Annotated in this window: 11 protein-coding genes; 6 read left to right on the top strand and 5 right to left on the bottom strand. The window is 66.5% G+C overall.

Translation table 11 applies throughout. The features are described 5' to 3' along the window. Positions 1-37 precede the first annotated feature (37 nt). Positions 38-1,147 (top strand): porin, encoded by a 1,110-nt coding sequence (locus A2G96_RS30455; RefSeq protein ID WP_062803838.1) that lies wholly within the window; start codon positions 38-40, stop codon positions 1,145-1,147. Positions 1,148-1,249: 102 nt separating this feature from the next. Here the strand turns inward: A2G96_RS30455 and A2G96_RS30450 are convergent, their stop codons facing one another. Beyond that, a complete protein-coding gene (locus A2G96_RS30450) occupies positions 1,250-2,926 on the bottom strand; it encodes an amidohydrolase (protein ID WP_062803837.1) in 1,677 nt (558 codons plus the stop codon). Positions 2,927-2,994: 68 nt separating this feature from the next. Then, positions 2,995-4,527: an amino acid permease gene (locus tag A2G96_RS30445; RefSeq protein ID WP_062803836.1), complete on the bottom strand. Its 1,533-nt coding sequence runs from the start codon at positions 4,525-4,527 to the stop codon at positions 2,995-2,997. A gap of 481 nt (positions 4,528-5,008) precedes the next feature. Here A2G96_RS30445 and A2G96_RS30440 point away from each other — a divergent pair, with 481 nt between their 5' ends. Both A2G96_RS30440 and A2G96_RS30435 read left to right on the top strand, forming a co-directional pair. Beyond that, positions 5,009-6,685, top strand: a complete 1,677-nt coding sequence (locus tag A2G96_RS30440; protein ID WP_062803835.1) for a phospholipase D family protein — start codon at positions 5,009-5,011, stop codon at positions 6,683-6,685. An 89-nt stretch (positions 6,686-6,774) separates the two neighbouring features. Beyond that, entirely contained in the window at positions 6,775-7,860 is a 1,086-nt protein-coding gene (locus tag A2G96_RS30435) for a Zn-dependent alcohol dehydrogenase (RefSeq protein ID WP_062803834.1), read from the top strand. A 47-nt stretch (positions 7,861-7,907) separates the two neighbouring features. On the opposite strand, the gene A2G96_RS30430 is transcribed toward A2G96_RS30435, so the two are convergent. Both A2G96_RS30430 and A2G96_RS30425 read right to left on the bottom strand, forming a co-directional pair. Then, positions 7,908-8,414: a DUF6630 family protein gene (locus tag A2G96_RS30430; RefSeq protein ID WP_062803833.1), complete on the bottom strand. Its 507-nt coding sequence runs from the start codon at positions 8,412-8,414 to the stop codon at positions 7,908-7,910. 26 nt (positions 8,415-8,440) lie between these two features. Then, positions 8,441-9,130 (bottom strand): ArsR/SmtB family transcription factor, encoded by a 690-nt coding sequence (locus tag A2G96_RS30425; RefSeq protein WP_062803832.1) that lies wholly within the window; start codon positions 9,128-9,130, stop codon positions 8,441-8,443. Positions 9,131-9,431: 301 nt separating this feature from the next. Here A2G96_RS30425 and A2G96_RS33950 point away from each other — a divergent pair, with 301 nt between their 5' ends. Further along, positions 9,432-9,665 carry an HAD domain-containing protein gene (locus A2G96_RS33950; protein WP_231909764.1) on the top strand — a complete coding sequence of 78 codons (234 nt, stop codon included), beginning with the start codon at positions 9,432-9,434 and terminating at the stop codon, positions 9,663-9,665. Between the two features lie 9 nt (positions 9,666-9,674). Here the strand turns inward: A2G96_RS33950 and A2G96_RS30420 are convergent, their stop codons facing one another. Next, on the bottom strand, positions 9,675-10,583 hold the full coding sequence (locus A2G96_RS30420) for a helix-turn-helix domain-containing protein (RefSeq protein ID WP_062803831.1): 909 nt from the start codon (positions 10,581-10,583) through the stop codon (positions 9,675-9,677). Between the two features lie 127 nt (positions 10,584-10,710). Between A2G96_RS30420 and pobA the strand changes: the two genes are divergently transcribed. Beyond that, positions 10,711-11,880, top strand: a complete 1,170-nt coding sequence (gene pobA, locus A2G96_RS30415; RefSeq protein ID WP_062803830.1) for a 4-hydroxybenzoate 3-monooxygenase — start codon at positions 10,711-10,713, stop codon at positions 11,878-11,880. Positions 11,881-12,088: 208 nt separating this feature from the next. Continuing rightward, a complete protein-coding gene (locus A2G96_RS30410) occupies positions 12,089-14,755 on the top strand; it encodes a LuxR C-terminal-related transcriptional regulator (RefSeq protein ID WP_167354407.1) in 2,667 nt (888 codons plus the stop codon). Positions 14,756-14,784 lie beyond the last annotated feature (29 nt).

The following is a 14,784-nucleotide window of genomic DNA, read 5'->3' as shown; positions in this document are numbered from 1 at the left end:
AAGCATCAGAACCAAAAAAATAGAATCCGGAGGAAACATGAAGACATCGACGGCACTGCCAGCGTGCCTGGTCGCCGCCATGCTGCCCGCGCTGGCAAGCGCGCAGAGCAGCGTCACCCTGTCGGGCGTGATCGACGGGGGCATCACCTACGTCAACAACCAGCACGGCGGCGCTGCCACGCTGCTCGACAGCGGCGTGCTCGCGCCCAACCTGCTGACCTTCAAGGGCACCGAAGACCTGGGCGGCGGCACCAAGGCGCTGTTCGAGCTGACTTCGCAGTTCGAGCTGAGCGACGGCAGCACCATTCCCGGTGCAGGGCAGATCTTCAACCGCACCGCGCTGGTCGGCTTGTCCAGCGAGAAGTTCGGCACGCTGACCGTGGGCAACCAGTATGACTTCATGTTCGAGTCGCTGACGGTCCGGCGCTTTGACGGCGCCTTCCTGTTCGGCGGCCTCTACGATTTCCGGCAAGGCCCCTTCTCGGCACTGGGCGTGCCGAACAACCCGACCGGCTCGTTCGACTTCGACCGCATGGCGGGCGCCACGCGCGTCGCCGACTCGGTCAAGTACCGCTCGCCCGAGATCAGCCACTTCAGCTTCGGCGCGCTGTACGGGTTCGGCGAGACGCCCGGATCGGTGGCATCGAACGCCACCATGAGCTTCGGCGCCAACTACGAGAACGGCCCGCTCGGGGTGGGCGCGGCCTACGTGGACGTCAAATACCCGCAGCTCGGCAATGGCCACGACAGCATCCGCAACGTGGGCGTGGGGGCGCACTACCAGTTCCCGTCGGTGCTGGCGATGCTGCTCTACACCAACACCCGGAACACCGCGACAGGGGCCAGGATCAACGTGTACAAGGCCGGCGCGCTGTGGAACATCTCCGGGCCGTGGGCGGCCGGACTGGACTATGCCTACATGCAGGGCAATGAAGCGCTGCAGAACAACAAGGCGCACCAGGTCGCCGCGGCGCTGCAATACCATTTTTCCAGGCGCACCACCGCATATGTCGAAGGCATCTACCAGCGGGCCAGTGGCGATGGACCGGTCACGCGTGCGTGGATCAATGGCCTGTTGCAGCCGGATGGTGCGGCCAGCAACCGGTCGCAGACGCTGGCGCGGGTCGGCCTGCTGGTGAAGTTCTAGCGCGCCGAACCCGGGCCAAAAAAACGCGGCACCTGACCGGTGCCGCGCTTGTCACCACGCCGCCTGCCCGCGCGGGCAAGAACCCCGGCGCCGTGCTGCTGCTTACTGCTTGCCGTCCTTCGCGTACACGCGCTCGCCGGCCACCCACGTCTGCAGCACCTGCGTCTTCCAGATATCGGCGGGCTTGACCTTGAACAGGTCCTGGTCGACCAGGATAAAGTCCGCCCACTTGCCCGGCTCGAGCGAGCCCAGCGTCTTCTCCTGGTGCTGGGCGTAGGCCGCGTCCAGCGTGAAGGCGCGGAAGGCCTGGGGCAGGGTCATGGCTTCCTCCGCATGCCAGCCCTTGATCGGACGGCCTTCATGGTCGGTGCGGGTGACCGCCGCGTGCAGGCCGTAGAACGGGTTGGCCGATTCCACCGGGAAGTCCGAACCGCCCGCGATCACGGTGCCTTGCCTGAGCAGCGTCTGCCAGGCGTAGGCGCCCTTGATGCGGTCCTTGCCGACACGGTCTTCGGCCATGTTCATGTCGCTGGTCGCGTGCGTGGGCTGCATCGACGCGATCAGGTCGAGCGACTTGAAGCGCGGGATGTCCGGCAGCGCGATCACCTGTGCGTGCTCGACGCGGTTGCGCAGCTCGCGCCCGCCCACGTCCTTGTACGCGGCTTCCATGGCGTCCAGCACCTGGTGGTTGGTGGCGTCGCCGATGGCGTGGATATTGACCTGGTAGCCGGCCTTGATCGCGGTCTTGACCGCGGCCTGCATCGCGGCATCGCTCATGAACAGCAGGCCGCTGTGCACATGGTCGTCCGAGTACGGTGCCATCAGCGCCGCGCCGCGGCTGCCGAGGGCGCCGTCGCCGTACAGCTTGACCGCGCGCAGGTAGTAGCGGTCGTTGCCGTAGCCCGACAGCGGCCCCTTGGCCGACAGCGCCTTGAAGTCGTCGCCGGTGTCGCGGATCATGCCGTAGATGCGGGTGGTCAGCTTGCCCTGGTCGGCGAACTCGCGGTAGATGCGGTCTTCGGCAACGGTCACGCCGGCGTCGCCGGCGGCGGTCAGGCCGAGCGCGTTCATGTGCGCCAGCGCAGCGGCCAGCGCGGCGCGGCGGTCGTCGTCGCTGTACGGCGGGATCACGTTGTTGACCAGCGCCATGGCCTTGTCGACCAGCACGCCGGTGGGGTTGCCGCTGGCATCGCGCTCGATGCGCCCGCCGGCCGGATCCCTGGTGTCGCGCGTGATGCCGGCGGCCTGCAGTGCCTTGGTGTTCAGCCACGCGGCGTGGCCGTCGACGCGCACCAGCCGCACCGGGCGGTCCGACACCGCGGCGTCGAGCTCGGCCGCGGTCGGGAAGCGGCCCAGCTTCCAGTTCACCTGGTTCCAGCCATAGCCCAGCAGCCACTTGCGCTGCGGGTTCTTGTCGCCATAGGCGCGGATCATGCCCTGCGCCTCGGCCAGCGTGCGCGTGCCCGACAGCGAGATCTCGGTGGTCTTGAAGCCCAGGCGGAACACGTGGCCGTGGGCATCGATCAGGCCCGGCAGCAGGGTCTTGCCCTGGCCGTCGATGCGCTGCGCGCCCGGATACTGCGCACGCAGGGCCGCGGCGTCGCCGGTGGCCAGCACCTTGCCCTGGTCGAATACCAGCCCGGTGAAGCGGGTGACCTTGTCCTGCTGCAGGGTATAGCCCTGCACCGATTCCACCAGCGTGGGCGCGGCGTGCGCGGGCAGGCCCAGGGCCATGCCGGCGCCAAGCGCCAGCAGGCTGATGCGGATTGCTTTCTTCAAAGCGATGCTCCTTGTTGTTGTGCTTTTTTGCTTGTGACTGCGGATTGCCAGGCGCCCGGGAACGGCGCCTATTCACCGGCCGCCGGCACGGCGGAGCGCGTTACGGCGGCATCGCGGGCCGGCAGCGCGGGGAATTTCATTTCGGCATAGGGCACGAAGCGCGTCTTGCGCGCGATGCGGTAGCCCAGCCAGATCAGCAGGAAGATCGGAATGCCGATGTAGGTAGCGGCCACGCTGACCCAGTCGATCTTGCCGCTGGTAAAGGCCTGGTAGTTCTGGCCCAGCGTCACGACCAGGCACAGCGCGAAGGCAAAGATCGGCCCGTAGGGAAAGAACGGCGAGCGATACGGCAGCCGGTTCAGGTCATGCCCCTGCGCGACAAAGCCCTTGCGGAAGCGGTAATGGCTGACGGCGATGCCCAGCCAGGCGATGAAGCCCGTCATGCCCGACAGGTTCAGCAGCCACAGGTACACCGACTTGCTTTCGAACAGCGAGGTCAAGAAGCACAACGCGCCGACCGCGGTCGTGGCCAGCAGCGCCACCAGCGGCACGCCGTTGCGCGTCAGCCGGGCAAACACGCGCGGCGCGCGGCCCTCGGTGGCCAGGTTGTACAGCATGCGGGTCGACGCATACATGCCGGAGTTGCCCGCCGACAGCACCGCGGTCAGGATCACCGCGTTCATCACGCCGGCGGCAAAGGCCAGGCCCGCATGGCGGAACACCAGCGTGAACGGGCTTACGCCCACGGTCTGCACGTCGCTCTTGAGCAGGCTGGGGTCGGTGTAGGGAATCAGGATGCCGATGATCAGGATCGCCAGCACATAGAACAGCAGGATGCGCCAGAACACCTGGCGCACGGCGCGCGGGATGTTCTTCGCCGGATCGGCCGATTCGCCGGCGGCGACGCCGATCAGCTCGGTCCCCTGGAACGAGAAGCCGGCGATCATGGCCACGCCGATCAGCGCGGGCAGCCCGCCGACGAAGGGCGCATCGCCGGTGGTCAGGTTGGCCAGGCCGTGGCTGGCCGCCATGTCGCCGCGCAGGATGCCGAAGATCATCAGCGTGCCGATGCCGATAAAGGCCACCACCGTCACCACCTTGACCAGCGCGCACCAGTATTCGGCCTCGCCGAAGCCGCGCACCGAGATCGCATTGAGCGCGAACATCAGGCCCAGGAACAGCGCGCTCCACAGCACGCCGGGCGTGTCGGGGAACCAGTACTGCATCACCAGCTGCGCCGCGGCCAGCTCCACCGCGATGGTCACGGCCCAGTTGTACCAGTAGTTCCAGCCCAGCGCGAAGCCGAAGCCCTCGTCGACATAGCGCGCGCCATAGGTAGCGAACGAGCCCGACACCGGCATATAGGCCGCCAGCTCGCCCAGGCTGGTCATCAGGAAATAGACCATCGCGCCGATCAGGATGTAGGCGGCCAGCGCGCCGCCGGGCCCGGCCTGCGCGATGGTGGCGCCCGAGGCCACGAACAGCCCGGTGCCGATCGAGCCGCCGATGGCGATCATGGTGAGATGGCGGGCGCGCAGGGTGCGGCGCAGCGTGGGCGCGGAGGCGCCGGCGGAGGAAGGCTGGGAGGGTTGTGTCGACATCGGAATCCGATCTGGGCGCGCGCCGTGCGGGACAAGCCACGAAGGGACGCAAAGGGGCGCTAAGGCGCGCAACTATGCCGGCATCGCCGGGCGGCCGCAAGCTGCGCCAAGCCGCCAGCCGCGCGGGCGGCGACACATGCCGCAGGGCCTCCTCCCGGTGCTACCGGCCGGTATATTGGGCGGCATCATAAGAGAAATCGCTGTGCAGGGAAAGCCGCTGCCGCCTGCCCGGCACGGGCGCCCTGCGTCAAGTGCCGCACTCGCCGCCGGATGTCGTCCCGCGCCCGGCCCGCCCGACGCCCACGTTGCGGTGTAGGACAAACTCCCGGCGCGGACAGGAATGGCACCGCTGCCGGGGCCGGCGCGCGGGGTATATCTTGCGAGGTAGCAGGCGCTGCACGCCGGCCGGTGCGAGGACCCGGCCCATCAGCCCATCGCCCCATCCCCGTTCCTTCATTCACCGGCGCAGGGAGACTGACGGATGTTCCAGACGCACAGCCATGTTCCGTTCGACGCCCGGCGGCCGGTCGCCGCGGCGCGTGCCGGCGCCGGCTGGTGCCGGCGCGCGACCCGCCTGGCCGCGATCGCGCTGGCCGGCCTGATCGGCACCGCGGTGCTGGGCGGCTGCGCCAGCCTGCCGGCACAGGCGGAGCGCACCCCGTCGACCGCACCGGCCAACACCAGTGACACACCGCTCGGCAAGGTGCTGGCGCCGCGACTGGCCAAGCGCCCGGGCGAGTCGCTGTTCTACCCGCTGCAGTCCGGACCCGATGCGCTGGCCGCGCGGCTGGCGATGGCCCGTGCGGCGCAGCGCAGCCTGGACCTGCAGACCTATATCTTCGAGCCCACCGGCACCGGCGCGGCCGTGCTGGGCGACATCCTGGACGCGGCCGACCGCGGCGTGCGCGTGCGCATGCTGCTCGACGACCTGCATACCGGCGGCCTCGACAAGGTGCTGTCGGCGATCGATTCGCATCCCAATATCGAAGTGCGGCTGTTCAACCCGTTTGCCAACCGCAGCTTGCGCTGGCTGGAACTGCTGGTGAGCTTCAACCGGCTGGACCGGCGCATGCACAACAAGACGATGACGGTGGACAACCAGATCACGCTGCTGGGCGGGCGCAATGTCGGCGACGCGTATTTCTCGGCGCGCACCGACATGGACTTCAGCGACCTCGACGTGCTGGTGGCCGGGCCGGCGGTGCCGCAGGTGTCCGCGGTGTTCGACGAATACTGGAACGACGCGTCTTCCTATCCCGTGGTGGCGCTGATCCCCGCCGGCAAGGAAGCGCCGGTGGAAATGCGCAGCCTGCGCAAGCGGCTGGAGGCGCGCGGCGACCAGGCCGTGGCCAGCCCCTACGTGCAGGAGCTGCTGGACTCGGGCCTGGCCAGGGGGATCGAGAGCGGCCATATGCCTGGCTACTACGGCAAGGCCGTGGTGGTGTCCGACAAGGCGGCCAAGATCACCCACCAGACCCACGACGACCCGGGCCACGCCACCGCCCGGCTGGAGAAGATGATCAGCAGCGCGCAGAAAGAGGTGCTGCTGATCTCGCCCTACTTCGTGCCCGACGACGACGGCGAAGCCTGGCTGATCGCGCTGGCGCGGCGCGGCATCCGCGTGCGCATCCTGACCAACTCGTTCGCAGCCACCGACGTCAGCCCGGTACACGCGGGCTACGCGCCGCACCGCCAGGCGCTGGTGGCTGCCGGCATCGAGCTGTACGAGCTCAAGCCCAGTGCCTATGCCGAACTGGCCAACCGCGGCAAGGCCGCGCGCGGCTCGCGCTCGCGCGCGTGGCTGTCGTCCAGCCGGGCCAGCCTGCACGCCAAGAACTACATCGTCGACCGGCGCCTGGTCTTTATCGGCTCGCTCAACATGGATCCGCGCTCGGCCAAGCTGAATACCGAGATGGGCGTGGTGCTCGACAGCCCGACGCTGGCCGAGCGCATGACCCGGTCCACCGAAGACGGCCTGCTCGACATGGCTTACCGCGTCGGGCTGCAGACCGATGGCGACGGCAGCAACCCGCGCCTGACCTGGACCACGCGCGAGCAGGGGCAGCTGGTGGTCTACGACCGCGAGCCCGGCATGGGCCCGCTGCAACATCTGGGAATCGGCGTGCTGCGCGTGCTGCCGATCAAGGAGAAGCTTTAAAACGGGCGCGGTAGGCAGCCCGCGGCTTTCCTGAACCTCGGTTTGGGGGTATTTTTTCCGGCACCGTAGCTCCCCTCCGGAGGAATTCCATGAAAGCTGCAGTGCTGCATCAACCCAGGACGCCGCTGGTGATCGAAGACGTGGCCATCGGCAAGCCCGGACCGCGCGAAGTGCTGGTGCGCACCGCCGCCGTCGGCGTGTGCCACTCGGACCTGCACTTCGTCGACGGCGCCTACCCGCATCCCGTTCCTACCATCCCGGGTCACGAGGCCGCGGGCGTGGTCGAGCAGGTCGGCTCCGAAGTCCGCACCGTCAAGCCCGGCGACCACGTGATCACCTGCCTGTCGGCCTACTGCGGCCATTGCGAGCATTGCCTGACCGGCCACCTGTCGCTGTGCACCGAGCCCGATACCCGCCGCCGCGAAGACGAGGCGCCGCGCCTGCAGGCCGCCCATGGCAACGCCATGCACCAGTTCCTGAACCTGTCGGCCTTCGCCGAGCAGATGCTGATCCATGAGCACGCGCTGGTGGCGATCCGGCGCGACATGCCGCTGGACCGTGCCGCGCTGATCGGCTGCGCGGTCACCACCGGCATGGGCGCGGTGATCCATACCGCCAGGGTGCAGCCGGGCGAGACCGTCGCCGTGATCGGCTGCGGCGGCATCGGCCTGGCCACGGTCAACAGCGCCGCCATCGCCGGTGCGGGCCGCATCATCGCCATCGACCGGGTGCCCGGCAAGCTCGAGCTCGCCCGCAAGTTCGGCGCGACCGACGTGATCGACGCCAGCGAGGGCAACGTGCTGGACGCCGTGCGCACGCTTACCGGCGGCGGCGTGCACCATGCCTTCGAGGCCATCGGCCTGAAGGAAACCACCGAGCAGGCCTTTGCCATGCTGCGCCGCGGCGGCACTGCCACGGTCATCGGCATGATCGCGCCCGGCGTCAAGATCGAGCTGAAAGGCAGCGACTTCCTCGGCGAGAAACGCATCCAGGGCTCGCTGATGGGCTCCAACCGCTTCCCGGTGGACATGCCGCGCATGGTGGATTTCTACATGGCCGGCCGCCTGCACCTGGACGAGCTGATCGCGCAGCGGCTGCCGCTGGAACGCATCAACGATGCCTTCGACGAACTGCGCCGCGGCGAACTGGCGCGCTCGGTGATCCTGTTCGACTAGGCGCACGGCGCGGCCGGTGCGGGCGTGGTGCCCGCGCCGGCCGGCGTTCAGTAAGGCTGATCGGCGGGCCGCACCTCGAAGCGCAGGATCTCGGCCAGGTCCAGCATTTCTTCATCATCCTCGCTGCGCGTGATCCAGCCGGCGTAGGCGTCGCCGCCGGTATCCCAGTTCCACAGCGTATAGCCGGCCACGCGCAGCTGGTTGTGCGCCAGCTCCATCAGTTCCGGCACGCTGGTGCTCTCCAGGAAGGCTTCGTCCTCGGGGTCGTCGGTGCCCCAGTCTAGCTCCAGGTCCATGCGCTCGCACAGCTGGGTCAGGCAGCCGATAAAGGACTGCGCGTCCTTCCAGTCGACAAAGAACCCGGACTGCCAGTCGATGACCTCGCGGATCACCCACAGCAGTTCCGGTCCCTCGGTGTCGTCGTCCTCGGCATCGAGCAGGGCATCCTCGAACATCGCCATCTGGGCCGAGGTCTGGGCGCTGTCGCCAAGGTTGATCAGGGCGAAGAAACGCGCGATCGCGTCCTGCGTGTCGTCGTCCAGCGGTGTGGCCATGTTTTTTCTCCTGTTGCCGCGGCGCGCTAGGCCGCGATGCGGATGATCTCGCGTTGGCCCGCCGGTGTCACGCGCAGCGCGCGCGAGGTGCGCGTCGGCTCGACCCAGCCGCGCGCCAGCAGGCTGCCCAGCAGCGCCGCGCCCAGCGCGCCGCCCAGGTGTGGCTTGCGCTCGCTCCAGTCCGGACAGGTGCAGGCAAACTGCCGCCGCTTGCGGCGCGCCGCGTCCACATCCACGCCCAGCCGCGCCAGCGCCTGCGCGCCGTCGCCGCCGAGCTCGACCCGCGGCCCGTCCAGCACCAGCCAGCGCGCCTGCGTCATGCGCTCGAACAGCCCCACCGCCAGCTCGCCCGCCAGATGGTCATAGCAGGTGCGCGCCTGGCGCAGCGCCGGCGGCGCCGTGCGCGACACCGGCACCGCCCGCAGCCGCGGCGGCTGGCTCGCCAGCGACGCCGACGCCAGCGCCTCGATCGCCACGCCGATCTCCGGCGCCGCCAGCCGGTAGTAGCGGTTGCGCCCGCGCGTCTCCGCCACCAGCAGGCCGCCTTCGGACAAGCGCGCCAGATGCCCGCTGGTCGAAGACGCCGACAGGCCGGCAATCAACGCCAGCTCGCCGGCGGGCCGGGCGCTGCCATCCATCAGCGCCCACAGCATGGCGGCACGGCCGGGGTCGGCGAGCAGGCTGGCGAGGTGGCTGATGCCGGGGGTGTAATCCATGGTTTGGGGTGGGGTGAAGGGTTTGATGCGGAGTATAGGGCTACGCAGGGGCGAGGTGAGCGGTGCTAATTAAGTCCTTACAAGCAAATTAAGTTCTTACAAGCGAATTAAGTTCTTACAAAGAGACGTAATCAGCGCTGGGCGAGAAGCCGTGGCGGCGAACCAAAACGGTGCTGAAGAAAACTTAAGGTGGCGCCGACGGGTGGGATTGCGGGCGCCAGAGAGAAGGACTTGCCTTAAATCAGCCCCGCAGAGGAACCAAGGCCTGCGCGACTCCGTGTCAGAGAAAGCCCGGGCGGCGATGATTGTGTTTTTGGACTACGACGGTGTGTTGCATCCGGACGCCGCTTACTTGGTGAAAGGCCGTCCCGAGCTTCGCGCGACAGGAACACTATTCATGTGGGCCCCGATCCTTGAAGAGACTCTGGCACCGTATCCAGACGCTCAAATTGTCCTGTCCACTTCGTGGGTTCAGGTTCGGCGAATTCGGCGTTCCACATGGCCGAAGAGGTCTTCGCCGAGATGGATAAGCTAGCCTGAGCAATCAGCCGGCCGGCTCCCGGGCCGGCTGCACCGCGAACGCCGGCAGCCGCGCCCGCCCAGATTGCCGGAACTCCGTGGGCGCCTGTCCCACCAGCCGCGCGAAGAAGCGCGAGAAATACGCCGCATCGGCGAACCCGAGCGACAGCGCGATGTGCTTGATTTCCAGATCGCTGAAGAGCAGGTCGCGCTGCGCTTCGGCGAGCACGCGCGCGTGGATCATCTGCAGCGCTGACTGGCCCGAGGCCTGGCGGCACACGCGGTTGAGCTGCGTGGGCGTGATGCCGATCGCGCCGGCGTAGTAGCCGATCTCCTTGTGCTCGCGGTAGTCCGATTCCAGCAGTTGCTGGAAGTGCTGGAAGTGCCGCGCCGGGCGGCTGCTGCTGCGCGCGGCGGCCGGCTGGTCGGCATTGGCCAGCCGCGCGATGCCGGTCAGCACCAGCGTCAGCAGCGCCGACAGCGACGCCCCGCGCCAGGCCGACACGGCTTCCATTTCCCCGCGGAACAGCGCCAGCGCACCCGCCAGCGCATGGCCGCGCCGCACGCGGTCATGGCGCGGGTGCTCGAACAGCGGCAGCGCATCCGGCACGCCCGCCAGCAGCGTGCGCAGGTGGCTGTCGGTCATGGTGACGACCATGCCGTCGGTGTCCGGCGTAAACACGAAGCCGTGGATGTGCCGCGGCGGCATCGTCACCAGAGAGCCGCTGCGCAGCGGCTCGCGGCGCTCTTCGAGCAGGGCTTCGCCGCCGCTCGCGTGGATGTACAGAATTTGCAGGAAGCGCTCCTGCCGGTGGGGTTTGATCTCCCACCCGTGCAGGCCGCTGCGGGCGGCAATCGACTCGAAATGCAGCTGGTCCGACAGCGGCTCGGACGAATTCACGCCGTACAGGGCGTAGCTCGGGACAGGTCTCACGGGGGGCATCAGTGTTTACCAGCAATGTTCCGATTGTCCTGTCATTGGTTCGGTCTGTCCATTCCGTGGCGGGCGTGCCGCAACTATCGTTAGCGCCAGAAGATCGATACGGACAAGGAGACAAAACATGCGCACCCAGGTTGCCATCATCGGCGCCGGCCCCGCCGGCCTGCTGCTCGGCCAGTTGCTGGCCAGGGCGGGCATCGACAACATCATCGTCGAGCAACGCGGCCCGGAATACGTGCTGGGGCGCATCCGCGCCGGCATTCTCGAGAGCGTGACCGTCGATGCGCTGGAACGCGCGGGCGTGGCGGCGCGGCTGCATCAGGAAGGGCTGGTACACGACGGCATCGCGCTGTCGTTCGATGGCCAGCGGCATCACATCAACCTGCATGCGCTGGTGGGCCGCAGCGTGACCGTCTACGGCCAGACCGAGGTCACGCGCGACCTGATGGCGGCACGGCAGGACGCGGGCATCGCCACCATCTACGACGCGCAGGAAGTCAGCCTGCATGACTTCGATGGCGCAAGGCCGGTGGTCCGCTACCAAAAGGACGGCGTGGCACACGAGATCCACTGCGACTACATTGCCGGCTGCGACGGCTTCCACGGTGTCAGCCGCCAGAGCGTGCCGCGCGCCGCCACGCAGATCTTCGAGCGCGTCTATCCGTTCGGCTGGCTCGGCATGCTGTCGGACACGCCGCCGGTGGCGGATGAACTGGTCTACGCCAGCCACGAACGCGGCTTTGCGCTGTGCAGCATGCGCTCGCGCACGCGCAGCCGCTACTACGTACAGGTGCCGTCGAGCGAGCGGGTGGAGGACTGGTCCGATGAACGCTTCTGGGACGAACTGCGCCGCCGCCTCGATCCGCAGTCGGCGCAGTCGCTGGTGACGGGGCCGGGCATCGAGAAAAGCATCGCGCCGCTGCGCAGCTTTGTGTGCGAGCCGATGCGCTTCGGCAACCTGTTCCTGGCCGGCGATGCCGCGCATATCGTGCCGCCCACCGGCGCCAAGGGGTTGAACCTGGCCGCCAGCGACGTGCTGACCCTGGCCGACGGGCTGATTGCCGCGTACCGCCATGACGACCAGCGCGAGCTGGACGCCTACTCGGCGCGCTGCCTGCGCCGCATCTGGAAGGCCGAGCGCTTTTCATGGTGGCTGACTTCGCTGATGCATCGCTTCCCGGATGCGGATCCGTTCTCGCTGCGCATGCAGCGGGCCGAGCTCGATTACGTGGTTGGATCGGAAGCGGCGTGCCGCGTGCTGGCGGAGAACTATGTGGGGTTGCCTTACTGAACGGCCAAAACCGCGAGTGTTGTCTGCCCTTTCACATTTATGTGAGAGGGACGGGGGAGAGGGCAGGAGTCCGATATACGGGGATGTTCCAATGGATAGCGCCGTTGTCTCTTGGCAAAGTTACATGTTCGCATCCGATTCTGTCTCGACGAGAATGGGCTCTGAGAGACTCGATCCGCAACTCGTCTTAAAGACGACACCGCCGCGCATGAGCGATGTCCTGGTTCCGCGTGCGCGGCTGTCGCTGGATCGTATGGGGGTATCGCACAAGCCGGCAATTTTCGTTCAGGCGCCGGCGGGTTTCGGAAAGACTTCATTGCTGACCCAATGGCGGCGCAGTGCTCAGGCACGAGGCGCTGTTGTCGTCTGGCTGACGGCCGACGAATACGATGACGCGTTGCGTGTCGCGCGAGCCATAGGCGGTATGCTAGCAAGTGTGAAAGCCCAGCGGGGAGGGGAGTCTGCATTCCTCAGCGGGTTTCGCGGCCAGGACTCTGGCATCGAGGTGCTGACGGAATTGCTCGCGCAGATTTCCAATCTTCCTTTCGACGTCGTTGCCATCATCGACAACGTTGAGCGGGCTCGCGGCGATCGGCTACACGAGGCGTTGGGCTACCTGATTCGCAATGCACCCGCCAATTTCCAGGTCATCGTGAGTTCACGGTCGGGTACTGTGTTGGATATTCCGGAAATCGCCGACCAGAACATTGTTGCCCGCATTTCCAGTGGCGACTTGTCGTTCACCTACGACGAAACAATCTCCGTCATCGCCAAACACTTCGGCGACAAGGTCAGCATCGAGGGGGCGGGGCGACTACATGAGCAGACTGAGGGATGGCCGCTCGGCCTCCAACTCGTCATCGCCACGCTGAGAAAGAGTCTCGACGTACAGGCCGCAATCCGTGGCATATCCGCTCGCGCCGGAGATATCCAGCGGTACTTCGTCGAAAATCTTATCGACAGGCTCGCGCCGGATTTGTGCGGATTCCTGACGCGAATTTCGATCTTCGACTTGATTCACCCCGCGCTCTGTGCAGCCGTGTTTTCGGCCTACGACGTGGCCGATCTGCTAGGGCGTCTGGAGCGGGATACCCCAGTGTTCCTTCGTGCGGAAGGTTCGCAGTGGATGCGTATGCATGGTCTCGCACGCGACTTTCTCCTGACACGGTTCGATTCGCTGTCGGCCGAGGAGCGACGCCGCATTTCCGAACAAGCTTGCAAGTGGTTGGGCGAGCATCAGTTATATGAGGAAGCGGCGCGGCACGCATTACTCGCAGGGCAGGACGACGAGGCATATGCGCTGGCTGAACGAACGCTCTATCAGATCGGGTACCGCGGGAACATATCGGAGGTCCTGAAATGGATCGACAGGCTTCCGGCGGGGGAGCTTAAGCGGCGACAATCCTTGTGGACGGCCGCGGCGTGGTGCCTCGCGGTGACCAACAGGCGAGGCGAAGCCGAGCGGATCATCGATTACATCGTGTCGGAGCGCGGGGGCGATGGTGGGCAACGATTCGAGGCGACGCTCATCTCCGCCGTGGCCGCCAACTTCGACGATCAACCAGAACGCTTTCGGCAATCGATCGATCCGTGGATCGTCCAGGCTCCACCGGAGCTTGACGAGAAAACCGAGCGCATTTTCAAGAACGTACTCGGCTCGCTGAGCTTCCAGCAATACGAGATCGGCAAGGCGCGGCACATGTGGACCCAGGTCGCAAAATCGGTATCCAGCGACGCTGAAGACTATTCGAGCGGGTTCGCGGCGTTCGGGGTCGGATTGGCGTACTTATGGGAAGGTCAGTTTCGCATGGCTGAGCAACATCTGCGCGCGGCTCTCACGCGTTGCGAGCAGGATATGGGCCGCCGTAATCCGATTGCATGCATGATGGCAGCCGTCCTTGCCGCAACGCTGTGGGAGATGGGCGGCGCGCAGGAACCGCAAGCCATTCTTTCTTACCGACTTGACGTCATAGAGCGGGCAGGGGTTCCGGAAGCGATCATGCTCGCCTATCTCGCCCTGGCACGGCTTGCCGTGAATGCCGGACAGGAACCTCGTGCGCTTGAATACCTGGATTCAATGATCGTTTTGGGCGAAGCGCGTAGCATGCCGCGGCTGCAGATCTCCGGCCTCTGCGAGCAGATCCGGCTGCATACTCGGGCATGTCGTCCAGAAACGGTCGCAAGATTAAGTCGGAAGCTCGAGGCCATTTGCCAAGGGCCGCACGTCGCGAATCGCCCGGCAATCGAACCATGGGTCACGCTCCACGAGCGTCGGGCTTTCGCCTATCAAGCGCTGATGTTGCGCGAGTGGACGCAAGCGGTCGAGCATCTGACAAGTGCAGCCAGATGCGCTGACCTGATGGGGCTCGGACGCGACAGCGTCGAGATTAGATTGTTGCGTGCGGTCGCCCTGCAACATAGTACGAAAATCGATGTGTCGGATCTGTTCCGGGAGTCGCTGAGCTTGGCGAGAGCCAGCGGCATGGTCCGCACGCTGTTGGAGACTCATCCGGATGCGTTGATTGGTCTCAGAGAAATTTCCCAGCAGACCGACTTTCGTGTGAGCGATTTGCTCCACGCGCTTTCTGCGCCCGAGCACCCCGTCTCCGAGCAGCCCCTCAAAAAGGAAGTCGACAAAACGGCAAAGCGCAGTGGGGCCTATGCCGACGCTCTGCTGACGTCTAAGGAGCGTGAGATTTTGGGGCTGATGGCGGCGAACATGTCCAACAAGGAGATCGCCTTCGCCCTCGATATCGGCGCAGGAACTGTGAAGTGGCACGTCAAGAACATCTTCGCGAAGCTTGACGCCGGTAATCGCGCTCACGCTGTCAAGCGCGCTCACTTGCTCGGTATCGTCGACACGACCGCCAAGTAAGGGGCGCTGACGATCAGCGTTCGCCATCT

It is taken from the genome of Cupriavidus nantongensis, from assembly GCF_001598055.1.
Lineage (GTDB): Bacteria > Pseudomonadota > Gammaproteobacteria > Burkholderiales > Burkholderiaceae > Cupriavidus > Cupriavidus nantongensis.
This window is presented reverse-complemented; position numbering and strand designations above follow the sequence as displayed.